The organism is Lysinibacillus fusiformis (genome assembly GCF_016925635.1).
GTDB classification, from domain to species: Bacteria; Bacillota; Bacilli; order Bacillales_A; family Planococcaceae; genus Lysinibacillus; species Lysinibacillus fusiformis_F.
Genome location: NZ_CP070490.1, coordinates 2953111 through 2977056 on the forward strand (window position 1 = coordinate 2953111; position 23946 = coordinate 2977056).

Here is a 23946-nt window from a genome sequence, read left to right on the forward strand (position 1 = left end):
AGGAAGATGGTAAGAAACATGACTGAACAAGTAGTAAATGTAATAGGAGCAGGACTAGCAGGTAGTGAAGCAGCTTGGCAAATTGCAAAGCGTGGTATAAAAGTTAAACTTTATGAAATGCGTCCAGTAAAGCAGACTCCAGCGCATCATACTGATAAATTTGCGGAACTTGTTTGTTCTAACTCATTGCGTGCAAATGGGTTAACGAATGCTGTAGGCGTTATTAAAGAAGAAATGCGTATGTTAGATTCTGTTATATTAAAGGCAGCAGACCAATGTTCAGTACCTGCTGGAGGTGCATTAGCAGTAGACCGTCATGAATTCGCAGGGTATGTAACGGAGACTGTGAAAAACCATCCACTTGTGGAGGTTATTCATGAGGAAGTCACAGAAATTCCAGAGGGTATTACAGTTATTGCAACAGGACCATTAACTTCGAAAGCTTTAGCTGAAAAAATTCAAGGTTTAACGGGTTTAGATTATTTATACTTTTACGATGCAGCAGCACCCATTATCGAAAAAGATAGTATAGATATGAATAAAGTTTATTTAAAATCTCGTTATGATAAAGGGGAAGCGGCTTATTTAAACTGTCCTATGACAAAAGAAGAATTCGATCGTTTCCGCCAAGCATTAATCGAAGCTGAAGTTGTACCATTGAAAGAATTCGAAAAAGAAATTTACTTTGAAGGTTGTATGCCAATTGAAGTCATGGCAGCTCGTGGAGAGAAAACCATGTTATTTGGTCCGATGAAGCCAGTTGGTCTTGAAGATCCAAAAACAGGAAAACGTCCATATGCAGTTGTTCAACTTCGTCAAGACGATGCTGCTGGTACCCTTTACAACATTGTAGGTTTCCAAACCCATTTAAAATGGGGGCCGCAAAAGGAAGTGCTACAGCTAATTCCAGGGTTAGAGAATGTAGAAATTGTACGCTATGGCGTAATGCATAGAAACACCTTCATTAATTCGCCGAAAGTTTTAGAAAAAACATATCAACTTCGTGAGCAAAAGAATATTTTCTTTGCAGGTCAGATGACTGGAGTAGAAGGCTATGTTGAATCAGCAGGCAGTGGATTAATTGCAGGAATTAATGCAGCTCGTTTAGCATTAGGACAAGAGCCAATTATTTTCCCATTCGAAACGGCATTAGGAAGCATGGCGCGTTATATAACAGAAGCACAGTCGAAAAACTTCCAGCCAATGAATGTAAATTTTGGTATTTTCCCAGACTTACCACCTGGTCGTCGTTCCAAACCAGAACGTGCGGAAATGCATGCAACACGCGCAATAAGCACAATTCGAAATTTTGTGAATTCACAAACAATTTAATTGCCAAAAGCCTCTAAAAGTTGATATACTCTTAGAGGCTTTTTCTTTTTGTAGACAAAATGCTTAATTAGACGTATTTTATTATTTTGTATGGACATTTTCTCAAAATATAACTATTTACACTTGCTATATTATGAAGATAGGTTTAGTGTCAATATGTATGTTTATTAATGATGAGAAAAACGATACAAACTTGTAAGAGATGACAAAGAAATGTATATCCGTTATATTACAAGTGACAGTCATTTGAGAAAATTATTAATAAATTATTGGTGGTGAATCTTTCCATGTTAGTTTCGTCCCAAGATGCACTCGAACAGTTCATGCTTTACATCCAAGTTGAAAAGAACTTCTCTGTTCATACAGTGCGAGAATATGAATCAGACCTGCTAGATTTTTTAACCTTTTTACAAACGGAGGGAATCCATGATTTAGCAAGTGTTGAATATATACATGCACGTCTTTATGTAACAAAGTTGTACGAAGAAAAAAGGGCAAGAGCTTCTATTTCTAGGAAAATTTCCTCAATCCGCTCCTTTTTTCGCTTTCTAAATAGACAGTACGGATTAGATGACGGAGCATTTCGTTCGCTTTATCATCCGAAAAAAGAATCACGTTTACCCAGTTTTTTCTACGAAGAAGAATTGAAACAGTTATTTGATGCGAATACTGGTGATGATTTGAAATCATTGAGAAATATAGCTATATTAGAGCTGTTATATGCAACAGGTATTCGTGTGAGTGAACTGACTTCAATTCAAGTAGAGGATGTGGATTTTCATTATTCGATCATACGAGTAATGGGCAAAGGTCGAAAAGAACGAATCATTCCATTTGGTCAATTTGCGAGTTTAGCAATGCAGGACTACATAGAGCAAGCTCGTCCACGATTGATGAAAAAAACGAATCATCAGCAGTTGTTTGTCAATATGCGTGGTGGGGAACTTACTCCTAGAGGGGTACGTCATATTTTAAACGAAATGATTGACAAGGCCTCACTCCATACGAAAATTTACCCACACATGCTTCGCCATACTTTTGCCACTCATTTGTTGAATAATGGCGCAGATTTGCGAACGGTGCAGGAGTTATTAGGTCACTCACATTTATCTTCTACACAAGTTTACACACATGTAACAAAAGAGCATCTTCGTCAAACATATATGAATGCTCATCCAAGGGCATAATAGAGCTAAGGAGGAAGGCAGATGGGACAAATTCATGCAACAACGATATTTGCGGTTCATCATAACGGAGGCTGTGCCATGGCTGGTGATGGTCAAGTAACATTGGGAAATGCAGTTGTGATGAAGGGTACAGCAAGGAAGGTCAGACGTCTGTTTAATGGGCAGGTCCTTGCTGGTTTTGCAGGTTCAGTTGCTGATGCCTTTACACTTTTTGAGATGTTTGAAGGCAAATTAAATGAGTATAACGGTAATTTACAGCGTGCAGCCGTTGAGGTAGCAAAGCAATGGCGTGGTGATAAAATGCTTCGCCAGCTAGAAGCGATGCTATTAGTAATGGATAAAACGACCTTACTACTCGTTTCGGGTACAGGAGAAGTGATTGAACCCGATGACGGCATTTTGGCTATTGGCTCTGGTGGAAATTATGCATTATCCGCAGGTAGAGCATTAAAAAAATATGCAGGTGAAACGATGACTGCTCGTGAAATTGCTGAAGCGGCATTAGAAACAGCTGCTGAAATTTGTGTATTTACGAATCATAATATTATCGTGGAGGCGCTGAACTAATGACGCAAAAAAATTTAACGCCAAGACAAATTACTGAGCATTTAGATCGTAACATTGTTGGGCAGAATGAAGCTAAGCGAGCAGTAGCTATTGCGTTACGAAACCGCTATCGTCGTTCATTGTTAAACGAAGATATGAAGGCTGAAGTTATTCCGAAAAATATTTTGATGATTGGGCCAACTGGTGTCGGTAAAACAGAAATAGCGAGAAGGATTGCAAAGCTTACAAATGCTCCTTTTGTAAAAGTTGAAGCAACAAAGTTTACTGAGGTAGGTTATGTCGGTAGAGATGTTGAATCAATGGTACGTGACTTGGTAGAAGCTTCACACCGTCTAGTTAAAGAAGAAATGATGGAGTCTGTCAAGGAACAAGCAGAAGAATTAGCAAATGAAGCAATCGTGAAACTTTTGGTGCCTTCTTTACGTAAAAAACAGGCGATGCAAAATCCGTTTGAAATGCTATTCGGTGGGAAAGAGCAACCAACAAATGACGATTCATCAGCAGATGATGGGGAAGTTCGCTCGAAGCGTGCACAAATTGCGATTGATTTACGCAATGGTAAGTTAGAAAATGAGTGGGTTACTGTAGAGGTAACAGAACAAAATCCATCCATTTTTGATGCGTTACAAGGAACTGGGATGGATATGTCTGCGAATAGCGGTATGCAGGATATGCTATCTAGTTTAATGCCTAAAAAACAGAAAAAACGCCGTGTGCAAGTAAAAGACGCACGTCGTATTTTAACAATAGAAGAAGCAAATAAGCTGATAGATGCAGATGAAGTAGCACAGGAAGCCATTAATAGGGCTGAGCAATCGGGTATCATTTTTATTGACGAAATCGATAAAATTGCTAGTAAAGAAGGAAATACTTCGGCGAATGTTTCCCGTGAAGGAGTTCAACGTGACATTTTACCAATTGTAGAAGGCTCTACTGTCACTACGAAGTATGGTGCAGTAAAAACGGATTATATGCTGTTTGTTGCTGCCGGTGCATTTCATATGTCGAAACCATCGGATCTAATTCCTGAATTACAAGGCCGTTTCCCAATTCGTGTAGAGCTAGAAAAATTAACAAAGCAGGATTTTGTACGTATTTTACAAGAACCAGATCAATCACTAATTTTGCAATATAAAGCACTATTAGAGACAGAAGGTGTAGAAGTTCATTTCACGACAGATGCAATTGAACGAATTGCTGAAATTGCAACCGAAGTGAATCAGGAAACAGACAATATCGGAGCCCGTCGTTTACACACGATATTAGAACGTTTACTGGAAGAACTATCGTTTGAGGCATCTGAAATTGCACCAGCAAGTATCCCAATCAATGCTGCGTATGTTGATCAAAAACTTGCGGGTATAGTAAAAAACAAAGATTTGTCACAGTTTATACTGTAAGATAAAGCTGATTAGTATCATTCAATAGTAAAAACCTTTAGAATATTTAGTAAATACTCTTCGGATTATTTATAGGAGGAACATATAATGAATTTATTAGGAAAAACACGTAAAATTAACTCGATGCTTCAAGCTTCTGCTGGTAAGCCGGTGAACTTTAAAGAAATGGCCGATACATTAGGCGATATTATTGATAGCAATGTCTATATTTTGAGTCGTAAAGGTAAATTATTAGGTATTTCAATTCACCAACAAATTGAAAATGAGCGTATGAAAAAAATGTTCGAAGAGAGACAGTTCCCAGAAGAATACACACATAGCTTATTTACGATCTCTGAAACTTCATCAAATTTAGATATTAATAATGAACATACTGCTTTCCCAGTTGAAAACAAAGATTTATTCCAAAACGCCTTAACAACAATTGTGCCAATCGTTGGTGGTGGTGAACGTTTAGGAACGTTAATCCTTGCTCGTTTATCTTCACAATTTGAAGATGATGATCTAATTTTAGCTGAGTATGGTGCAACAGTAGTTGGTATGGAAATTTTACGTGAAAAATCTGAAGAAATTGAAGAAGAAGCTCGTAGCAAGGCGGTCGTACAAATGGCTATTAATTCACTTTCATACAGTGAGCTAGAGGCAATTGAGCATATTTTCGAAGAACTTGATGGGAATGAAGGTTTATTAGTTGCTTCTAAGATTGCTGATCGTGTGGGTATTACACGTTCAGTAATCGTAAACGCATTACGTAAGCTTGAATCAGCAGGTGTCATTGAATCTCGCTCTTTAGGTATGAAAGGTACTTATATTAAAGTACTAAACGATAAATTCTTAAATGCTTTAGCAGAAATTAAAATGAAATAATTGCTTCTTTAAGAAGCTAACGAAAGCGTCTATGGAACATATAGACGCTTTTTTGTTGTTGATAAAAGATAATTTCACTAGTAGAAGGCAGGGTAAGGGGTTGATTTCCGTTCCGATCGCGTCCGATATGCCGCTTCACTCACTGCGTTCGCCCCAAGGTTTCATCTCCCCTAGGAGTGACGCGTACTCCACGCCAATCAACCATGCTGCAAAAGTGTCTGTTCATTATCTTTCACACTAGCCGTAGGGAAATTTCGCCAATTATATCTGTTTTTTAAGAAAGAATAGGCTTTTATTTTAAATGTGGAGAGGTGACTAGTCATAACGATCATCCATAAAATGAGTAGTGAACACCTTATTTTATTTATGCAAAAAGATAACTCATTTGTGGATTGGAGTGGAAAGCTACTTGATTTCTACGTGTAATAGCGAGATAGGAATGACCTTGCACAGAGCGGTAGCCATACTGGTTTTGCGACGAAAGCTTAGCCACACTTGCACAGGAAGGTTGGCTCTGGGCGACAGCAAAGCGGCAGTGGAAGCAGGTGGATTGGAACGGAAAGCCTTTTTCACTTGTCATAAAAAAATTTTTATTGTTGTGTTTTTCAAAAAATATGAAAGTGTCTATGGTACATATAGACGTTTTTTGTTTATTTTCGAATTTTTATGGCTCTTATTTTTTAGAGAATTAATACAAAAACAATGAAGTTTGATGGATTTTATTGCTTTTAGCCTAATAATGTTCGATAATTTGTCACTACAATTAGCATATAAAAATGCCTTTTATGTTACTTTGGAAGAATGGCCAATAAACGTATAGTAACTATTTTAAAAATACTCTAATATTGATTGAACTAGTAAAAAGGGACCTTTATTGATGAGGATTAAAAAAGGCGATAAACCTCATAAAAAGGCATATTTAACAATAAAATCGTAAACACTGTCGAAATGGTGTAAAATAACTAGATGTGTAATGACCTTTACTTGAACTTAGAGGCACAAGGGATAAGGAAGTTTTGTCATGGTTGAGGTTGAGAAAAAATAGGGCGTATAGACTATTAAAAAGTGACAAAAGACAATAGACACTAGGTATCATCTTAATTACAATTGTATTATTGGATAAATTAACAAGTACATAGATTGAAATAAAATGAGGTGAACAGTTTTGAATTTATTTGGAGGAACTATTAGTAGCCTGGAAAATGGACTTTCCTATGCCACTTTAAATCATAAAACGATCGCAAATAATATTGCGAATGTCGATACACCTAATTATAAGGCGAAAAATGTTAGTTTTAAGGATATGCTGGAAGAACAGAAGAGTATAGCCATTTCTGCATATCGTACTGATAATAGACATTATGATTTCACGTTTCGACGAGCTACACCTGGTGTCAATATCGTTGAGAACTTGCGATATAGAAACAATGGGAATGCTGTAGATATGGATGCTGAGCAAGCAAAATTAGCAGAGAATCAAATTTATTATAATGCTTTAATCGATCGTGTTAATGGGAAATTAAACACATTGAATACCGTTATTAAAGGAGGTAAGTAATAGATGTCTATATTTCATGGGATGAATACCACTGCCTCTGCTTTAACGGCGCAACGTTTACGCATGGATGTTATTTCTTCTAATATGGCTAACATGGATACAACTCGCGCACGTCAAGTGAATGGGGAATGGGAACCATATCGACGCAAGTCTGTTACGCTGTCAGCACAAGAAGGACAATTTTCAAATTTTTTGAACATAGCACTAGGAAAAAATGCAAAAAGTGGTGTTGGTAATGGTGTAAAAGTTACTCGAATTTCAGAAGATCAAGAAACACCTTTCAAACTTGTTTATGACCCAACTCATCCAGATGCTAATGCAGATGGTTACGTAAATATGCCAAATGTTGATCCATTGAAAGAAATGGTAGATTTAATGTCGGCTACTCGTTCTTATGAGGCAAATATAACTGTTTTTAATGCGAATAAATCCATGCTTACAAAGGCTTTAGAGATTGGTAAATAAAATTAAGTAGAAAGGAAGATACATACATGGCCATTTCGTCCATTTCGCTAATGACACCCACTCAGGTTGTAAATAACCCAAACAAACTTAATGCAACACCTTATGAAGCACAACAAAGCTTCGCGAACTCTTTAAAAGAAGCAATAGCAAAAGTAAATGATCAACAAATAACTTCTGATAAGTATACTCAGAAGCTAATTAAAGGTGAAGATGTGGAGTTGCATGAAGTGATGATTGCTTCGCAAAAGGCGAGCATTACACTAAACGCAACAATTGAAGTTCGCAATAAGGTGATTGAAGCTTACCAAGAAATAATGCGAATGAGTGTTTAATTTATTGTCAAGACAAGGCAACCCCTTTTCAATATAGATTAATAACCACGATTTAGAGTGGGCTCATTATGTTCGCAAATTATTGATGGCTAGGTTATTCACTATAACCGGAGGATTCATAATGAATGAACGATTGACGAAAATAAAAAACGACACCAGTCAATTTTGGACAAGTCGAAGTAAAAAGCAAAAAATAGTTATGATTGGCTCCGTGGTAGTTGTAATCGCACTAGCAGCAATTGTGACATTTTTCGCTTCCAAAACTACATATGTTCCACTTTATAAAGATTTATCAACACGGGAAATTGGACAAGTAAAGGAAGCACTAGATTCCCAAGGTGTGACCTATCAAATTGCTCCAGGTGGAACATCTATTTTAGTGCCAGAAGAACAAGTTGACTCCTTGTTAGTGCAATTAGCTTCTGAGGGATATCCGCAAACAGGTTCAATCGATTACTCATTTGCGAATAGTTCAGGATTTGGTATGACTGATAATGAATTTAACCTATTAAAAAAAGCAGCTACTGAAACTGAAATTGCTAAACTTTTCAAAAATTTGGAAGGTGTAAAAGATGCAAAAGTAATGATTACTGTTCCTGAGGAAGGGGTATTCGTAACGGATGTTAAAGGAGAAGCAACGGCATCTATCGTTTTAAATACAGACCCTGGCTATAAATTTACAGAGCAGCAAATTACAACGATGTACAATTTGGTGTCAAAAAGTATTCCGAATTTAAAGACTGAAAATATTGTGATCTCTAATCAATTCTCAGAGTACTTTGATTTGAATGCTGCTACAGCTGATGGAACTTCCACAACGACAGCAGAAGGTCAATTACAAATGAAGAAATTAGTGGAACGAGATCTACAACGTCAAGTGCAAAATATGCTAGGAACGTTGATGGGACAAGATAAGGTAATGGTTTCTGTCACAACAGATATTGATTTCAAGAAAGAAAATCGTGAAGAAAATCTTGTGACACCTGTTGATGAAGAAAATATGGAAGGTATTGCCATTAGTGCGCAGCGAATTACAGAGCAATATTCTGGCACAGGAGCAGCAGCTGCTGCCGGAACACCTGAAGCTGAAACAACCACTGATAACTTCACAACTTATAATGAAGGTGCAGCAGGAAATGGAGATTATGAACGTACGGAAGAGACGATAAATAATGATGTGAACCGTATACGTAAGGATATCCAAGAAGCACCTTATAAAATTCAAGATATTGGGATTCAAGTAATTGTTGAACCACCGACAGCAACTGACGCAGCGTCATTACCAGACGGTGTTCGTGAAGATATTGAGAAAATTTTAAGTACAATTGTACGTACAACAATTTCCAAAGACGTGGCAGCAGAACTTACACAAGAGCAAATTGATGAAAAAGTGGCGGTATCTGTACAACCATTATACGGTAAGGTGACAGAGGTAGCTGATGAAAAACCAATTATTCCATGGTGGGTTTGGGTTATCGGCGGTATCTTGTTAGCTGTGATCGTATTGCTAGCATTCTTCATTATCCGTTCACGTAAGCGTGCGAAGGAAGAAGAAGAGCTAAGTATCCTAGAAGAACAAGAAGAATTAATGGTTGATGATATTAATGAAGAAATTGAAACGGAAGCTACAATGCGTCGTAAGCAGCTTGAAAAAATGGCCAAAGATAAGCCAGATGATTTTGCAAAGTTACTGCGCAGTTGGATTGCTGAAGACTAACTAGGAGGTTCGGCTGTGTCCAAGAAAGATAAGGAATTAACCGGAAAACAAAAGGCCGCTCTCTTGTTAATTTCATTAGGGCCTGAGGTTTCAGCTTCTGTCTATAAGCATTTAACAGAGGAAGAAATTGAACGTTTAACATTAGAAATTTCAAGTGTTAAAAAAGTGGAATCAAATGTAAAAGAAGAGATTATTGAAGAATTCCACAATATTGCACTAGCGCAGGACTATATCACACAAGGTGGTATTGGCTATGCAAAAACAGTATTAGAAAAAGCACTTGGTGTAGAACAAGCACAAACGATTATTAATCGATTAACATCTTCTTTACAAGTACGTCCGTTTGATTTTGCACGCAGAGCTGATCCAGCGCAAATTTTCAACTTTATCCAAAATGAGCATCCTCAAACAATTGCCCTGATACTCTCTTATTTAGAGGCAGGGCAAGCGGGTGTTATTTTATCTTCTTTACCACAGGAAGTACAAGCTGACATTGCTAAACGTATAGCGGTCATGGAATCAACTTCACCAGAAGTGATAAGCGAAATTGAATCTGTGTTAGAGCGTAAATTATCGTCAACTGTTACGCAGGATTATACAGAAACGGGTGGTATCGATGCAGTCGTTGAAGTTTTAAATGGAGTAGATCGCCAAACAGAAAAAACAATTCTCGATGCACTCGAAATCCAAGATCCAGAACTTGCAGAGGAAATCAAAAAACGTATGTTTGTGTTCGAAGATATTGTTACACTCGACAATCGTTCCATTCAGCGTGTTATTCGTGATTGTGAAAACGAAGACTTACTGCTTTCAATGAAGGTATCAAGTGAAGAGGTAAAAGATATTATATTCCGCAATATGTCACAACGTATGGCTGAAACATTTAAAGAAGAAATGGAAATTATGGGACCTGTACGATTACGTGACGTAGAGGAGGCACAATCTCGAATTGTTGCCGTTATTCGTCGTCTAGAGGATGCTGGCGAGATTATTATAGCTCGCGGTGGAGGAGATGACGTCATTGTCTAGAATCATCCGTTCTATTTATACACAGTCCGATAGCGATAATGTCAAGGAAATACAGATCCGTGATATGTTTGAACCGATGGAGGAATACCAGGAAGAAATCCCACCTCAACATCAATTAACGATGGATGAAGTAATGGCAGAGCGAGATCGTTTACTTGCTGAAGCGAGAGCTGCTTTGCAGGCAGAACGAGAGATGTTTGAACAGGAAAAGCATTTGCACTTTCAAGAGATTGAACATTTAAAGCTAAGCTGGGAGGAAGAGAGACCCAATCGTGTTCAAGAAGCTTATGATGAGGGATTTGGGCAAGGCTATGAAGACGGCGTGAATAAGGCCACTGAAGCAATGGCTCAGTCACTTCAAACTGCGAATGAAATCATGATGCTAGCGAAAGAAAATGCTCAAAAATACATTGATGATCAAGAAGCGGTGATTTTAGAGTTAGGCTTAACTGCTGCAGAACGAATTATTGGTACCTCATTAGAACAGGATAACGAACTATTTGTATCAATCGTACGCAGAGGGCTGAAAGAAGCGAGAGAAATGAAAGAAATTAAAATTTATGTCTCTCCAGCTTATTATGCTTTAATTACGGCCAATCGAGATGAATTAGCAGAAATGTTCCCAATAGACGTACCATTTATGATTTTTGTTAATGAGGATTTGGATAATGAAACAGATTGCTATATTGAAACAAATCATGGTCGAATTATGGTTAGTATCGATGAGCAATTAAATGCACTCAGATTAAAGTTACATGAAATATTAGAGAGTAAGGAATGATCTTGATGAAAGTGGCTCAATTAATTGAACATATTCCTCATATACCTACTTTTAAAAAGTTTGGTAGAGTTACTAGAGTTGTTGGCTTGATGATTGAGTCGCAAGGTCCAGATAGTTCCATAGGTGATGTCTGTAAAATTCATGTGGAAACTGTAAATAATGGTCATCAGATTATTTTAGCAGAGGTTGTTGGTTTTAAAGATGAAATAGTCGTCTTAATGCCTTTTACCTCCTTACGCGAAATATCGATCGGCTGCCTTGTCGAAGGGACGGGTGCTCCATTGGAAGTAAAAGTGGGCCCTGAGTTAATTGGTAAAGTATTGGATTCTATGGGGAATCCAATTGATGGTACTTTATTGCCTAAGGGACTAATGACAGTTCCCACTGAACAAGATCCACCAAACCCACTGACTCGTCCACCGATTAATGAAAGGCTTGAAGTCGGAGTGAAGGCTATTGACGGCATGCTAACAGTTGGTAATGGACAACGTGTTGGTATTTTCGCTGGTTCTGGGGTAGGTAAAAGTACATTACTTGGTATGATCGCAAGAAATACTCAAGCAGATTTGAATGTCATTGCGTTAATAGGGGAGCGTGGTCGTGAGGTTCGAGAATTCATCGAACGTGATTTAGGCGCTGAAGGTCTAAGTCGGTCCATTGTTGTTGCAGCTACTTCAGATCAACCTGCATTAATGCGGATTAAAGGGGCATTTACAGCCACAGCAATCGCCGAATATTTTAGAAATCGAGGCTTAAATGTCATGCTAATGATGGATTCCGTTACACGTGTGGCGATGGCACAACGTGAAATTGGACTTGCCACGGGTGAACCACCTGCACAAAAAGGATATACGCCTTCTGTTTTTGCGATATTACCTAAATTACTAGAACGAACAGGCACCAATGAAAAGGGGTCTATAACAGCATTTTATACCGTTTTAGTAGATGGGGACGATATGAATGAGCCCATTGCGGATACTGTGCGAGGGATATTAGATGGTCATATTGTATTGGATCGAAATCTTGCCAACAAAGGGCAATATCCAGCCATCAATGTCTTGAAAAGTGTGAGTCGCTTGATGAACCATGTTGCAGAGCCAACTCATAAAAAAGCTGCTGAACGATTAAGAGAACTCTATTATACATATGACAAATCTGAGGATTTGATCAATATTGGGGCTTATAAAAGAGGGACTTCTAAAGAAATTGATGAAGCAATTTATTATGAACCGCTTATTACTGCTTATCTTAAACAGGGTTACTTAGATAAAGTGACATTAGAAGAAAGTGTCAATGAGTTAATAACATTATCGAACGGTGGTGCGAAATAGATGGTCAGTTATGTGTATCGTTTTGAAAAAGTGTTAACTATTCGCGAACAGGAAAAAAACGAAACCGAAATGGCTTATAAAGAATCTGTCCGTTCTTTTGAAGAAATAGCAACGAAATTATATGAATTGCTAAAAAAGAAAGAAGATTTAATTGGGTTTCAACAGGAGCGTTTAATGATCGGCTCATCGATAGATGAAATCCATCATTATAGTCGTTTTATTGACAGTCTCGAAAAAACAATTGCAGATGTGCAACAGAAAGTGATTCAAGCTCGTGCAAAGATGAATTGGCACGAAGAAAAACTATTAGAAAAAAACTTGGAAGTACGTAAATTTGAAAAAATGAGAGAAAAGGATTTTAAACATTTCCAACAAGAGCAAGATCGTATAGAAAGCCTTTTTTTAGATGAGATTTCATTACAAACGTATAACAAGAAAGAAATCAGGTGATTTCATGGCAAAGAAAGACAATCGATTAGCAACAGAATTAGTAGAAGAGCAACCAAAGAAAAAATCTGGGGGCTTTCTAAAGTTTTTTACTTGGATTGTACTGCCGATTATGTTTGTAGTAGCGGTTTTGCTTGTTGTGGCAACATTAATGAATACAAATGTCTTTGATTTAGGAAAAAAGGCAATTGGTAATTTACCTTTTATGCCGTCAGAAGAACAACAAGCGAAGGATGCTGTCGTTAATAATGACTCTAAAATAGTGAGTTTACAGGCAGAGATACAAGAAAAGGAAGCAGAAATTACACAGCTTCAAAAAAATTAGATTCAACAATAACGGATAAAGAGAAGTTGCTGACAGAAAAAGAACAACTTCAATTTGAAATTGAAAAATTGAATCGTGAACAAGATGATGTAAAGCGTGATTTTAATGATATTTTATCAACGTTTGATAAGATGTCACCGAAAGCTGCAGCACCTGTACTGGTCAATATGAGTGATACGGAAGCGTTGCGAATTATAACGAATTTAAAGCCGGATAAGCTAGCAGCCATTTTAGAGAAAATGGATGCAAAAGACGCAGCAAAATATACCGAGCTTATGGCTAAACAATAGGGTAATTGAAAGGAGGTGAAAGATTAATGGATGCAGCGATGATGCAAATGATCAATAAATCAGCGCCTACTAAAACTGCAGCAACAAAATCAGCAGCAGTTGGTACCGCTGAAGAAAAATTAGGTGGCACACAAAAGAAAGAAAGTTTATCAAATTTCGGTTCTGTTTTTGGGCAAGTTTTATCTTCTTCATCTCAATTAACCCAAGCATCACAGACGACTTCCACAAATGAGCTAGCAGATTTACAAGCGGTTTTAAATGCTGATTCAATGGAGGAAGTACTAGACTTATTGGGGATTTCCCACGATGATGGTTTACTAGTACTTCAGCTAGGAGAAGACGGTAAGGCAGTGGCAATGGATGAAATGCTACATTTAGAAAATATACTAAATGCATTAGGTATTGATGAAGAGCAGCTTCAAAAAATAATCCAACAGCTTCTAGGGGAAGAAAAGGAAGCGAGTGACGTTTGGGAGCTATTATCATTAGTAGATGCCCAAGCGCCGGTACTACAGGCAAATATAAGCACAGCGTTACAAGGTGAAGGTCAAGTGACACCAAAAGAGGCGTCACAACTTCTTCAAGTGTTGAAATTAGTGCAATTAGTAGGCCAAAAAACAGACTTAACTGCATCGCAAGAAAACCTGTTAACGACGGTTAAGAGCCTATTAACGTCATTGCAAACGCAAGTAGGTACGATGCAGGAAATAACAACTAAAACAACTAAAACAACTGTGACATTGCCATTACAAGGCTTCCAGCAAGTTGTTCAGCAAGTCCAAGTGACGAAGCAAAGTGAAACAAGTACGACTGATATAGTTACACCACAAACGGTACAAACCAAACCAGACACATTCCATGTAACATTACCAACGGCTAAGCCTGCGCAATCAGAAGCTTTATTAAAGGAAATGCAAGCCATCATCAATCGAGCACAGATCTCTAATGCACAAGGGATTACACGTTTAACCATAAAATTATATCCAGAAAACCTAGGGACGGTTCGTATTGAACTTGTACAAAATGATGGTGTTCTAACAGCCCGTTTACTGGCTTCCACAACCCATGGACGTGAATTGCTTGATAGTCAAGCACACCAGCTAAAACAGGCATTTGCTCAGCAAAATATTCAAGTAGACCGCCTTGATATTGCACAATCACTACAAGATGCCGATCGACAACAACGTGATCAAAGTTTCTTCAATAATTTCTTTAAACAACAGCAAGACGAAGAACAGGATCAAAAAAGTGATGATGAAGATGAAGGAATGTCCTTTAGTGACTATTTAATAAGTGAGGAGGTGTAATAATGGCAGATGCAACAACGAAAGTGACAAATAATTCGATAACAGATGATCTTTACTACTCGAATTATCAGAAGCCAATGAAGCAAACAGGTAATAGTGAACTTGGTAAGGATGCTTTTTTACAATTGTTAATTACACAATTACAGCACCAGGATCCAACAAATCCAATGGATGATCGAGAATTTATTTCTCAAATGGCGCAATTTTCTTCTTTAGAGCAAATGCAAAATATGACAAAGGCCATGGAATCTTTATTAGCATCACAGCAACAATCACAGATGATGAATTATGCAACCTTTATTGGCAAAGAAGTGAAATGGCATGAAATAACAGAAGAAAAAGATGCTAAAGGAAACCCTGTTGTAAATGAAGGAACAGGTGTGATCGAATCACTTAAATTTGTAGACGGTAGTGTTGTCTTCAAATTAGCTGACGGGAAAGAAATAGCTCCTGGTAATATTTCAGGAATTTTAGGTGGATCTGGGCAAACAAGTTCAAATGGCAATAATAACGTACCAGAATCTCCATTAGTACAGGCTAGCCAATTAATTGGAAAAAATGTAACGTATAATGATGGCGACCAAGAACTAAAAGGGCGAATCGTCTCTGTTTCCAATAAAGATGGGGTCATTAATTACGTATTAGATAATGATAAAAGACTAACAGATAAAGATTTTACGGTTATTAGCGAATAAAGGTGGAGAAAAGTGATGGATAAGTTTTCAATTCATCGTGTACCCTTGCATCCATCTATTCGTACAACACAACCTAAGCCAATCAATACGCAACCATCATTTAAAGCACATTTACAGGAAGCTTCTAAACAAGAGCTAAAGGTGAGTAAGCATGCGAATGAACGTATTATAGAGCGCAAAATTAATATCTCTGAACAAGAATGGCAGGTTGTATCGGATAAGGTATTTGAAGCACACTCAAAAGGTGTCAAACAGCCATTAGTCTTGATGGATCAAGCAGCTTTAATTGTCAGTGCTAAAAACGCTACTGTCATTACAGCAATGGATCGCACGGAAGCAAAACAGCAGTTATTTACAAATATTGATGGCACGATTGTGCTTTAAAGGCTGGACCTTCTTACGTAAGGAAGCCTTGGTGATGCTGATTGATAGAAGCTCACCTATATAAAACGAAGGGAGAACGAAAACATATGTTACGTTCTATGTATTCAGGTATTTCAGGTCTTAAAAACTTCCAAACAAAGCTAGATGTGATTGGTAACAATATCGCCAACGTGAACACTTATGGCTTTAAAAAAGGGCGAGTAATTTTCAAAGATTTAATGTCTCAAACACAGGCAGGTGCCTCTGGTCCAGGTATAAACTCGGGTGGTATAAATACTAAACAAGTAGGATTGGGTGCTGAAATGGCAGCCATCGATACTATTCACGGTGCCGGTTCACGCCAAACTACTGGGCGTATTCTAGATTTATCAATAGAAGGAGAAGGCTTCTTTATGGTGGCAGAAGCACCAGGTACAAATGAAGAAGAAGCCACAGCATTTAATAATATAAAGTATACACGTGCGGGTAACTTTTATATGGATCAAAATGGATATATCGTTAATGCAGATGGTTATTATTTAGTTGGTGCAGCAGCAGCAGATGGGGATTATCCATCATATGCAGACTTAGGTGCAGGTGAAAGTTATTCCATTGTTGACCCAGATGCTGATGAAGCTGAAAATTTATTAACATTGGGTGAAGATGGTCCTGAATTTACGTTCGATGAAGCAGCTACACCAATTAAAATTCCAACAACTGCTCAAAGTATGAGTATTAATACAGATGGAACAGTCTCTTTTGTTGATGAAGATGGTACTTTACGTTGGGCGGGTCAAATTGTTACTGCTAAATTCCCAAATGCTGGGGGTCTAGAGAAAGTGGGCTCTAACTATTACCAAATAACAGCAAACTCTGGTCAACCATTTGCGAGTGTTGGGGGAGAAGCAGGATTAGGGAAAGTCATCTCAAGTTCACTTGAAATGTCCAACGTAGACCTATCAGAGGAATTTACTGAGATGATTGTGGCGCAACGTGGTTTCCAAGCAAACACACGTATCATCACGACATCTGATGAAATTCTACAAGAACTAGTAAACTTAAAACGATAATAATATAGTCCTTTCATAACGGACGTTTTAACAAACATATTTTCATATGAGGGAGGGTCGGGCCGGCTCTCATGCTAGACCCGGCCCTAATTCATGATTGAACTAACACGTCTAAATGGCAAAGCATTTACATTAAATGCTTTATACATAGAAACAGTCGAATCATTTCCAGATACGACTATTACTTTAACAACTGGAACAAAATTAATTGTTTTAGAGAGTGAAGAAGAGGTGCGACAAAAGGTAACTGCCTTTTATAACAATATACAAGTACTATCCAACCCGCATCTACGAGGTGAAGAAGATGAAGAATAATAAAATGCTAACGATGATTATTATTTTACTAGTAGCAGTCATTCTGATTGGGGTTATTTTGTTTGTATTGCTTACCCAATTTAATAAACCAACAGGGGCTGTTGAGCCGTCCATTGATGAGATTGTAGAGGCAACAGTGGAGATACCAGAGATCACGACAAATCTTGCAGATAAAAGAGTTGTGCGCTTGTCATTGAAAATTCAAACGACAAGTAAAGATGCTGCTGCAGAATTAACAAAGCGCGTTTTCCAAGTGCAAAACATCGCCATTCAAGAGCTTTCTGAAATGGAGCAAAAGGATTTAGAAGGTAAGCAAGGAAAACAAATTTTCCAAAAATCATTGAAAACAAGATTAAATGAATTGATGCAAGAGGGAGAAGTTCAGGAAGTATATTTTACCTCCTTCATTACTCAATAAAACAGAAACTGCTTGAATTGGAGGTGGGCAAATGGCAGGAGATGTGTTATCTCAATCCGAGATAGATGCGCTGCTTTCCGCTATATCGACAGGGGAGATGTCAGCGGATGACATAAAAAAAGAGGACGAGGGACGTAAGGTTAAAGTTTATGATTTTAAGCGAGCACTTCGATTCTCAAAAGATCAAATCCGAAGTTTGACCCGAATACATGAAAATTTTGCACGACTATTGACAACCTTTTTCTCTGCACAGCTTAGAAGCTATGTGCAAATTACGGTTGCCTCAGTAGACCAAATACCATTTGAAGAGTTTGTCCGTTCCATTCCGAATATGACACTCATTAATGTATTTGAAGTGCCACCATTAGATGGTAATATATTGATGGAAATCAATCCGAATATTGCCTATTCAATGCTAGATCGCCTAATGGGCGGTAGTGGGGCAAGTCATAGCAATGTAGATAACCTAACGGAAATTGAAACTAAAATTATGACAAACCTTTTTGAACGCTCATTCGACAATTTACGTGAAGCATGGGAAAATGTTGCGGAAATCGATCCCATATTAGTGGAACTTGAAGTTAATCCACAATTTTTACAAATGATTTCACCCAATGAAACGGTTGTCGTAATCTCGTTAAATACGATTATCGGTGAGACAAGCGGTATGATTAATATTTGTATTCCACATGTTGTGTTGGAGCCAATTGTGCCAAATCTTTCGGTTCGCTATTGGATGCAAACTAATACGAAAGAGATGTCACCAGAGCAAACAAAAATGCTTGAAACACGTGTGAAACAAGCCCAATTACCACTCTCAGTTGAATTAGGTTTGACGGACATCACCATTGAAGATTTCCTAACAATGCAGGTTGGGGATGTTATACAGTTAGATCAAAAAATTGAAGCACCATTACTACTGAAAGTAGGAACATTGCCGAAATTCACTGTTCAACCAGGTAAGAAAGGCAAAAAATTAGCAATCCAGATTATCGACCCTTTGAAAGGAGGAGACGAAGATGAGTGATGAAATGCTCTCCCAAGAAGAAATTGAAGCGCTATTAAGGGGCGAGACGTTGGGAGATAAAAACAACGACACTGATGCTTCAACAAATGAAGAAATAAATGAGATACGAGTAGAGGATTACCTTGATTCGTTTGCACAAGATGCATTAGGAGAGGTAGGCAATATATCCTTTGGTAGCTCTGCCACAGCTCTTTCAGCGTTACTGGGTCAAAAAGTAGATATTACTACACCAAGTATTTCGATGATTAATCGCAATAAATTAGAAGAGGAATTTCCTCATCCATATGTAGCTGTACAAGTTGAATATACAATTGGTTTGACAGGTATGAATTTACTTGTTATTAAACAATCTGATGCAGCAATTATCGCAGATTTAATGTTAGGTGGCGATGGATTAAATCCGAAGCCGGACTTAGGTGAGATTCAGCTAAGTGCTGTTCAAGAGGCTATGAATCAAATGATGGGCTCAGCTGCTACATCTATGTCGACGGTTTTCAACAAAAAAGTAGATATTTCTCCACCGACAATTGATTTAATGAACATCTCACAAGATGAAGGTCGAGAAAATATTCCAGAAGACGATTTGCTGGTGAAAGTTTCATTTAGATTAAGAATTGGTAATTTAATTGATTCGAATTTAATGCAATTATTACCGCTTAAATTCAGTCAAAATATTGTAAAATCTTTATTAGGTGAAACAGGAGTGTTTGAGGAACCTGTGGCTGCAACGATTGCACCTGAGGCTCCACCAGTTACACCACCGCCTGTTCAACAGCATGTGCCTGTAGCACCACCACCTGAACAACCAGTATATCAGCAGCAGTCAGCACCAATGCAGCAACCGATTTATCAGGAGCCACAACAATTTGCACAACCAGCGAGACCTGCACAGCCTGTAAATGTGCAACAAGCACAGTTTGCTAGCTTCGATACAAATGTAATCTCTCAATCTGAAGCTAGAAATTTAAATATGCTACTTGATATTCCATTGCAAGTTACTGTAGAGTTAGGACGTACGAAGCGTTCTGTTAAAGAGATTTTAGAACTATCAAGTGGTTCAATTATTGAACTGGATAAATTAGCAGGGGAACCTGTTGATATTTTAGTCAATAGCCGTTTAATTGCTAAAGGTGAAGTCGTTGTCATTGACGAAAACTTTGGTGTCCGTATTACAGATGTTTTAAGTCAAGCAGAGCGTTTAAATAATTTAAGATAGTTTCAATTGGAGGAGTTAACCATGTCTAAAAGAATTTTGATTGTAGACGACGCTGCATTTATGCGCATGATGATCAAGGATATTTTATCAAAAAATGGATTTGAAGTTGTTGGAGAGGCAGCAGATGGTTTACAAGCTGTCGAAAAGTACAATGAACTAAAACCAGATTTAGTAACAATGGATATCACAATGCCTGAGATGGATGGTATTGCAGCTCTTAAAGCAATTAAGGGAACAGATCCAAGTGCAACTGTAATCATGTGTTCAGCGATGGGGCAACAAGCGATGGTAATCGATGCAATTCAAGCTGGTGCGAAAGATTTTATCGTTAAACCTTTCCAAGCAGATCGTGTAATTGAAGCGATTCAAAAAGCGCTAGGATGATTGCATGAAAATGTTAAAATCATTTCGTTTAACGATGATTTTCGCATTTCTTGTATCCTTCCTGTTTTTGTACCCGACACCAACTTCTGTCTATGCAGATGCTGATACGAATAGTGTCACGGATTGCATTAAAGATCCAGAAGCTTGTAATGGAGATACGACTGATCCAGCTGCTAAACAAGAAACAACTGTAACAGCAGCTGGAGACATATCTGCATGGGAATACATAAAAATGGTTTTGGCGCTTATTTTTGTTGTAGCTTTATTTTATGGATTGATGAAGTTTTTAAATAAACGTAATTTAAACTTCCAACGTAATCAAATGGTACAAAATTTAGGCGGTTTATCGTTAGGTGCGCAAAAGTCAGTTCAGCTTTTACAGGTAGGTAAAACATTGTATTTAGTTGGTGTCGGAGAAGACGTTCAACTTTTACGAGAAATTACAGATCCTGAAGAAGTTGAAGCCCTTTTAGCCCTATATAATGATAGGCAAGAACTTGCAGCAACATCACCGTATATTGCAGAAGTATTTTCTAAGTTTAAGAAAAAAGATAGCGTGAATGTACAAAATGAGCAACAAAAGCAAGATTCATTCGGCAATTTATTTGAAAAAAAGCTATCCGAAATAAAACAGGAGCGTAGTGACGAGATAGAGAGATGGAAGCAGAAGGAGAAGGATGGTAAATGAATGATTTAATCAATATTTTTTCCAACAGCGATCCAACGAACGTCTCGACATCTGTAAAGCTCTTACTTTTACTAACTGTTTTATCACTTGCACCAAGTATTTTAATTTTAATGACATCCTTTGCTCGTATAGTCATTGTCTTATCCTTTGTGCGTACAGCATTGGCAACACAGCAAATGCCACCAAATCAAGTGATCATTGGTCTGGCACTATTTTTAACGTTTTTTATCATGGCACCAACCTTTCAGGAGGTCAATAAAGAGGCGCTACAGCCATTGTTTGCTGAAGAAATTGGTTTAGAAGAAGCCTATGACCGTGCTAGTGTGCCATTTAAAGAGTTTATGAGTAAGCATACTAGGCAAAAAGATCTTGATTTGTTTTTAACGTATAACCAAGCAGAAAAACCAGCATCAGTGGAGGAAATTCCGCTGACTATGCTTGTCCCTGCTTTTGCTTTAAGTGAAATTAAAACTGCATTTCAAATTGGTTTTATGATTTTTATTCCATTCCTAGTAATCGATATGATTGTTGCGAGTACATTAATGTCGATGGGGATGATGATGTTACCACCAGTAATGATTTCATTGCCATTTAAAATTTTATTATTTGTACTGGTTGATGGCTGGTATCTCGTTATGAAATCGTTACTACAAAGTTTTTAGGGGATGATACAGTATGACAGGTGAGTTGGTTATTTCCATTGCAGAGCGTGCTATAATGATTATCCTTCTAACAAGCGGTCCGCTACTATTAGTTGCTTTAATCTCTGGTTTAGCGGTAAGTATCTTTCAAGCCACAACTTCGATACAAGAGCAAACTTTAGCATTTGTACCAAAAATTATTGCTGTCTTAGTGGCCATCGTATTCTTCGGCCCTTGGATGCTATCTCAAGTTACAAGCTATGCGAGAGACATATTTGAGAATTTAACGCGTTATATAGGGTGAGTACATGAATGAATTAATTCCGCATCTAACGGTTTTCTTATTAGTACTTGTACGTGTCTCAGCCTTTTTTGCTACGGTTCCTTTTTTTTCATATAGAACCATTCCACCACAAGTCAAAATTACTCTCGCACTGGTTTTAGCTTGGATGATGTACTATACAATTGATGTTGAGCCATTTGCATTCAATGATGATTACATATTATTAGTGGTGAAAGAAGCACTAGTTGGACTATTACTCGGTCTAATGGGCTATATCATCATGTCCGCAATTCAAATTGCAGGAAGCTTTATCGATTTTCAAATGGGTTTTGCCATTGCCAATATAATTGACCCGCAAACAGGTGCTCAAAGTCCATTAATTGGTCAGTTTTTTAATATGCTAGCACTGCTTTTATTGTTAGCGATTGATGGCCATCATATGATTCTTAATGGAATCTACTACAGCTATCAATTTTTCCCGATGGATCAATTCCCTAGTTTTATGAACGAAAACTTTCCGCAGTTTATCATCACAACATTTACAGCCGTTTTCGCCATAGCATTCCAGATGGCTGCTCCTGTTGTAGCGACCTTATTTTTGGTCGACTTAGCTTTAGGGATCACTGCAAAAACAGTACCGCAACTGAATATATTTGTTGTCGGTTTTCCTATTAAAATTGGTGTTAGTTTTTTAGTGTTATTTACAATGATGGCCGTTATGATTCAAGTTATTCAAAAGCTTATTACGATTATGATTTATGGGATGCGTGATTTAATGGCCATTTTAGGTGGTGGATAATATGAGACTACTACTGAATTTAGAACTACAATTTTTTGCGGGTGAAAAAACAGAAAAGGCAACCCCTAAGAAACGACAGGATGCTCGAAAAAAGGGGCAAGTTGTCAAGAGTCAAGATATCTCTAGTGCCATTGTGATGTTAATGGTATTTATCTTTTTATTTTTCTTTGCAGGCTCTTTGCGCGACGAGCTACTATCCTTTTTCAGGCAAACCTTTATTCATAACATACGCATCGAAGCACTGACTATTGATAGTGTGATGCGCTTATTTACAGAAACATTGATTCAAATGGCTTTTATCATTGTGCCAATTATGGCAATTGCATTTGTCGGAGCACTTGCAGGTAATTTTTTGCAGTTTGGCTTTCTCTTTACGTTAGAGCCAATGAAGTTTGATTTGAAAAAGATGGACCCTATTAAAGGGCTAAAAAAAATATTTTCTGTTAAAGCCATTGTGGAGTTATTAAAGTCTGTTTTAAAGATTGGTTTTATCGGAAGTGTCACAACAATTATTATTTGGTCAAACTTACCGGAAGTTTTGGCCTTATCTTTTAAAAGTCCATGGATGACGCTCATTACGGTAGGGAAGCTTGTTGGCATTATGGGCATAGCGGCTTCTTTAGTATTACTTTGTGTATCCATTTTAGACTGGATGTATCAAAAACATGAGTACGAAAAAAATCTTAAAATGTCTAAGCAAGATATTAAAGATGAATATAAAAATAGTGAGGGTGACCCTCTGATCAAATCAAAAATCAAACAACGTCAACGTGAAATGGCGATGAGACGGATGATGTCAGAGGTTCCGAGTGCGGATGTAGTTATTACCAACCCTACTCACTATGCAATTGCCCTCAAATATAATGAGGACAGTATGGATGCTCCTCGTGTTATTGCGAAAGGGACAGACTTTATTGCTCAAAAAATTAAACTGATTGCCAAAGAGCATGATGTAATTATGGTTGAAAATAGACCTTTAGCACGTGCCATGTATGATCAGGTAGAAATAGGCGATCAGGTACCAGAGGAATTTTTCAAAGCAGTAGCAGAGATACTCGCTTATGTTTACCGTATTAAGCGAAAAATTTAAGGCTTTTTGTAGGAGGGACACA

Annotated in this window: 29 protein-coding genes; all 29 read left to right on the plus strand. The window is 37.7% G+C overall.

Features of this window, described 5'->3' with window-relative positions:
• Window positions 1–18 precede the first annotated feature (18 nt).
• The gene (trmFO, locus tag JTI58_RS14320; protein WP_016994086.1) at window positions 19–1332 is read left to right on the plus strand and encodes an FADH(2)-oxidizing methylenetetrahydrofolate--tRNA-(uracil(54)-C(5))-methyltransferase TrmFO; all 1314 of its coding nucleotides are present in this window, start codon (window positions 19–21) and stop codon (window positions 1330–1332) included.
• 287 nt (window positions 1333–1619) lie between these two features.
• Window positions 1620–2519: a tyrosine recombinase XerC gene (gene xerC / locus JTI58_RS14325; protein WP_205441936.1), complete on the plus strand. Its 900-nt coding sequence runs from the start codon at window positions 1620–1622 to the stop codon at window positions 2517–2519.
• Between the two features lie 21 nt (window positions 2520–2540).
• The gene (gene hslV / locus JTI58_RS14330; RefSeq protein WP_004229270.1) at window positions 2541–3086 is read left to right on the plus strand and encodes an ATP-dependent protease subunit HslV; all 546 of its coding nucleotides are present in this window, start codon (window positions 2541–2543) and stop codon (window positions 3084–3086) included.
• Window positions 3086–4486, plus strand: a complete 1401-nt coding sequence (gene hslU, locus JTI58_RS14335) for an ATP-dependent protease ATPase subunit HslU (protein WP_205441937.1) — start codon at window positions 3086–3088, stop codon at window positions 4484–4486. Before hslV ends, hslU begins: the two co-directional genes overlap by 1 nt.
• A gap of 87 nt (window positions 4487–4573) precedes the next feature.
• Window positions 4574–5353, plus strand: a complete 780-nt coding sequence (gene codY / locus JTI58_RS14340; protein WP_205441938.1) for a GTP-sensing pleiotropic transcriptional regulator CodY — start codon at window positions 4574–4576, stop codon at window positions 5351–5353.
• Window positions 5354–6518: 1165 nt separating this feature from the next.
• Window positions 6519–6911: a flagellar basal body rod protein FlgB gene (gene flgB / locus JTI58_RS14345; RefSeq protein ID WP_205441939.1), complete on the plus strand. Its 393-nt coding sequence runs from the start codon at window positions 6519–6521 to the stop codon at window positions 6909–6911.
• 3 nt (window positions 6912–6914) lie between these two features.
• Window positions 6915–7376 (plus strand): flagellar basal body rod protein FlgC, encoded by a 462-nt coding sequence (gene flgC, locus JTI58_RS14350; RefSeq protein WP_205441941.1) that lies wholly within the window; start codon window positions 6915–6917, stop codon window positions 7374–7376.
• Between the two features lie 26 nt (window positions 7377–7402).
• Window positions 7403–7708 (plus strand): flagellar hook-basal body complex protein FliE, encoded by a 306-nt coding sequence (gene fliE, locus JTI58_RS14355; protein ID WP_205441942.1) that lies wholly within the window; start codon window positions 7403–7405, stop codon window positions 7706–7708.
• 121 nt (window positions 7709–7829) lie between these two features.
• The gene (gene fliF, locus JTI58_RS14360) at window positions 7830–9425 is read left to right on the plus strand and encodes a flagellar basal-body MS-ring/collar protein FliF (protein WP_205441943.1); all 1596 of its coding nucleotides are present in this window, start codon (window positions 7830–7832) and stop codon (window positions 9423–9425) included.
• 15 nt (window positions 9426–9440) lie between these two features.
• Window positions 9441–10454: a flagellar motor switch protein FliG gene (gene fliG, locus JTI58_RS14365; protein WP_008180783.1), complete on the plus strand. Its 1014-nt coding sequence runs from the start codon at window positions 9441–9443 to the stop codon at window positions 10452–10454.
• A complete protein-coding gene (fliH, locus tag JTI58_RS14370; RefSeq protein WP_205441944.1) occupies window positions 10447–11235 on the plus strand; it encodes a flagellar assembly protein FliH in 789 nt (262 codons plus the stop codon). Before fliG ends, fliH begins: the two co-directional genes overlap by 8 nt.
• Before the next feature lie 5 nt (window positions 11236–11240).
• Window positions 11241–12566, plus strand: coding sequence for a flagellar protein export ATPase FliI (gene fliI / locus JTI58_RS14375; RefSeq protein ID WP_205441945.1), 1326 nt, complete (start codon window positions 11241–11243; stop codon window positions 12564–12566).
• Entirely contained in the window at window positions 12567–13016 is a 450-nt protein-coding gene (fliJ, locus tag JTI58_RS14380; RefSeq protein ID WP_205441946.1) for a flagellar export protein FliJ, read from the plus strand.
• A gap of 4 nt (window positions 13017–13020) precedes the next feature.
• Window positions 13021–13338, plus strand: coding sequence for a hypothetical protein (locus JTI58_RS24880; protein WP_243456042.1), 318 nt, complete (start codon window positions 13021–13023; stop codon window positions 13336–13338).
• Between the two features lie 26 nt (window positions 13339–13364).
• Window positions 13365–13628: a MotE family protein gene (locus tag JTI58_RS24885; RefSeq protein ID WP_243456044.1), complete on the plus strand. Its 264-nt coding sequence runs from the start codon at window positions 13365–13367 to the stop codon at window positions 13626–13628.
• A 26-nt stretch (window positions 13629–13654) separates the two neighbouring features.
• Window positions 13655–14935: a flagellar hook-length control protein FliK gene (locus tag JTI58_RS14390; protein ID WP_205441947.1), complete on the plus strand. Its 1281-nt coding sequence runs from the start codon at window positions 13655–13657 to the stop codon at window positions 14933–14935.
• A 2-nt stretch (window positions 14936–14937) separates the two neighbouring features.
• Entirely contained in the window at window positions 14938–15630 is a 693-nt protein-coding gene (gene flgD, locus JTI58_RS14395; protein WP_205441948.1) for a flagellar hook assembly protein FlgD, read from the plus strand.
• A 15-nt stretch (window positions 15631–15645) separates the two neighbouring features.
• Entirely contained in the window at window positions 15646–16014 is a 369-nt protein-coding gene (locus tag JTI58_RS14400) for a TIGR02530 family flagellar biosynthesis protein (protein WP_205441949.1), read from the plus strand.
• An 86-nt stretch (window positions 16015–16100) separates the two neighbouring features.
• Entirely contained in the window at window positions 16101–17063 is a 963-nt protein-coding gene (flgG, locus tag JTI58_RS14405) for a flagellar basal body rod protein FlgG (RefSeq protein ID WP_205441950.1), read from the plus strand.
• Window positions 17064–17156: 93 nt separating this feature from the next.
• Entirely contained in the window at window positions 17157–17378 is a 222-nt protein-coding gene (locus JTI58_RS14410) for a flagellar FlbD family protein (RefSeq protein WP_205441951.1), read from the plus strand.
• Entirely contained in the window at window positions 17368–17796 is a 429-nt protein-coding gene (gene fliL, locus JTI58_RS14415; RefSeq protein ID WP_004269291.1) for a flagellar basal body-associated protein FliL, read from the plus strand. Before JTI58_RS14410 ends, fliL begins: the two co-directional genes overlap by 11 nt.
• Before the next feature lie 31 nt (window positions 17797–17827).
• Window positions 17828–18823 carry a flagellar motor switch protein FliM gene (gene fliM, locus JTI58_RS14420; RefSeq protein WP_004269290.1) on the plus strand — a complete coding sequence of 332 codons (996 nt, stop codon included), beginning with the start codon at window positions 17828–17830 and terminating at the stop codon, window positions 18821–18823.
• Window positions 18816–20039: a flagellar motor switch phosphatase FliY gene (gene fliY, locus JTI58_RS14425; RefSeq protein WP_205441952.1), complete on the plus strand. Its 1224-nt coding sequence runs from the start codon at window positions 18816–18818 to the stop codon at window positions 20037–20039. The genes fliM and fliY overlap by 8 nt, the downstream gene beginning before the upstream one ends.
• Before the next feature lie 21 nt (window positions 20040–20060).
• Complete coding sequence (locus JTI58_RS14430) at window positions 20061–20423, plus strand: response regulator (RefSeq protein WP_004269288.1); 363 nt, start codon at window positions 20061–20063, stop codon at window positions 20421–20423.
• Window positions 20424–20427: 4 nt separating this feature from the next.
• Window positions 20428–21111 (plus strand): flagellar biosynthetic protein FliO, encoded by a 684-nt coding sequence (locus JTI58_RS14435; protein WP_205441953.1) that lies wholly within the window; start codon window positions 20428–20430, stop codon window positions 21109–21111.
• Entirely contained in the window at window positions 21108–21773 is a 666-nt protein-coding gene (gene fliP, locus JTI58_RS14440; protein ID WP_205441955.1) for a flagellar type III secretion system pore protein FliP, read from the plus strand. Before JTI58_RS14435 ends, fliP begins: the two co-directional genes overlap by 4 nt.
• A 13-nt stretch (window positions 21774–21786) precedes the next feature.
• Window positions 21787–22056 carry a flagellar biosynthesis protein FliQ gene (fliQ, locus tag JTI58_RS14445; RefSeq protein ID WP_004269285.1) on the plus strand — a complete coding sequence of 90 codons (270 nt, stop codon included), beginning with the start codon at window positions 21787–21789 and terminating at the stop codon, window positions 22054–22056.
• Window positions 22057–22060: 4 nt separating this feature from the next.
• Window positions 22061–22834 carry a flagellar biosynthetic protein FliR gene (gene fliR, locus JTI58_RS14450; RefSeq protein ID WP_048391595.1) on the plus strand — a complete coding sequence of 258 codons (774 nt, stop codon included), beginning with the start codon at window positions 22061–22063 and terminating at the stop codon, window positions 22832–22834.
• Between the two features lies 1 nt (window position 22835).
• A complete protein-coding gene (gene flhB / locus JTI58_RS14455) occupies window positions 22836–23924 on the plus strand; it encodes a flagellar biosynthesis protein FlhB (protein ID WP_205441956.1) in 1089 nt (362 codons plus the stop codon).
• Window positions 23925–23946: the final 22 nt, after the last annotated feature.

What these genes read in the sequence shown, in the direction of transcription:
- fliY (WP_205441952.1), top strand. Translation starts at nt 18,816, where the DNA reads ATGAGTGATGAAATGCTCTCCCAAGAAGAAATTGAAGCGCTATTAAGG.
- JTI58_RS14390 (WP_205441947.1), top strand. Translation starts at nt 13,655, where the DNA reads ATGGATGCAGCGATGATGCAAATGATCAATAAATCAGCGCCTACTAAA.
- fliJ (WP_205441946.1), top strand. Translation starts at nt 12,567, where the DNA reads ATGGTCAGTTATGTGTATCGTTTTGAAAAAGTGTTAACTATTCGCGAA.
- JTI58_RS14435 (WP_205441953.1), top strand. Translation starts at nt 20,428, where the DNA reads ATGAAAATGTTAAAATCATTTCGTTTAACGATGATTTTCGCATTTCTT.
- codY (WP_205441938.1), top strand. Translation starts at nt 4,574, where the DNA reads ATGAATTTATTAGGAAAAACACGTAAAATTAACTCGATGCTTCAAGCT.
- hslV (WP_004229270.1), top strand. Translation starts at nt 2,541, where the DNA reads ATGGGACAAATTCATGCAACAACGATATTTGCGGTTCATCATAACGGA.
- fliQ (WP_004269285.1), top strand. Translation starts at nt 21,787, where the DNA reads ATGACAGGTGAGTTGGTTATTTCCATTGCAGAGCGTGCTATAATGATT.
- flgG (WP_205441950.1), top strand. Translation starts at nt 16,101, where the DNA reads ATGTTACGTTCTATGTATTCAGGTATTTCAGGTCTTAAAAACTTCCAA.
- JTI58_RS24880 (WP_243456042.1), top strand. Translation starts at nt 13,021, where the DNA reads ATGGCAAAGAAAGACAATCGATTAGCAACAGAATTAGTAGAAGAGCAA.
- fliE (WP_205441942.1), top strand. Translation starts at nt 7,403, where the DNA reads ATGGCCATTTCGTCCATTTCGCTAATGACACCCACTCAGGTTGTAAAT.
- flhB (WP_205441956.1), top strand. Translation starts at nt 22,836, where the DNA reads ATGAGACTACTACTGAATTTAGAACTACAATTTTTTGCGGGTGAAAAA.
- JTI58_RS14410 (WP_205441951.1), top strand. Translation starts at nt 17,157, where the DNA reads ATGATTGAACTAACACGTCTAAATGGCAAAGCATTTACATTAAATGCT.
- fliR (WP_048391595.1), top strand. Translation starts at nt 22,061, where the DNA reads ATGAATGAATTAATTCCGCATCTAACGGTTTTCTTATTAGTACTTGTA.
- xerC (WP_205441936.1), top strand. Translation starts at nt 1,620, where the DNA reads ATGTTAGTTTCGTCCCAAGATGCACTCGAACAGTTCATGCTTTACATC.
- fliI (WP_205441945.1), top strand. Translation starts at nt 11,241, where the DNA reads ATGAAAGTGGCTCAATTAATTGAACATATTCCTCATATACCTACTTTT.
- fliP (WP_205441955.1), top strand. Translation starts at nt 21,108, where the DNA reads ATGAATGATTTAATCAATATTTTTTCCAACAGCGATCCAACGAACGTC.
- fliL (WP_004269291.1), top strand. Translation starts at nt 17,368, where the DNA reads ATGAAGAATAATAAAATGCTAACGATGATTATTATTTTACTAGTAGCA.
- fliM (WP_004269290.1), top strand. Translation starts at nt 17,828, where the DNA reads ATGGCAGGAGATGTGTTATCTCAATCCGAGATAGATGCGCTGCTTTCC.
- trmFO (WP_016994086.1), top strand. Translation starts at nt 19, where the DNA reads ATGACTGAACAAGTAGTAAATGTAATAGGAGCAGGACTAGCAGGTAGT.
- hslU (WP_205441937.1), top strand. Translation starts at nt 3,086, where the DNA reads ATGACGCAAAAAAATTTAACGCCAAGACAAATTACTGAGCATTTAGAT.
- flgD (WP_205441948.1), top strand. Translation starts at nt 14,938, where the DNA reads ATGGCAGATGCAACAACGAAAGTGACAAATAATTCGATAACAGATGAT.
- JTI58_RS14400 (WP_205441949.1), top strand. Translation starts at nt 15,646, where the DNA reads ATGGATAAGTTTTCAATTCATCGTGTACCCTTGCATCCATCTATTCGT.
- JTI58_RS14430 (WP_004269288.1), top strand. Translation starts at nt 20,061, where the DNA reads ATGTCTAAAAGAATTTTGATTGTAGACGACGCTGCATTTATGCGCATG.
- fliF (WP_205441943.1), top strand. Translation starts at nt 7,830, where the DNA reads ATGAATGAACGATTGACGAAAATAAAAAACGACACCAGTCAATTTTGG.
- flgC (WP_205441941.1), top strand. Translation starts at nt 6,915, where the DNA reads ATGTCTATATTTCATGGGATGAATACCACTGCCTCTGCTTTAACGGCG.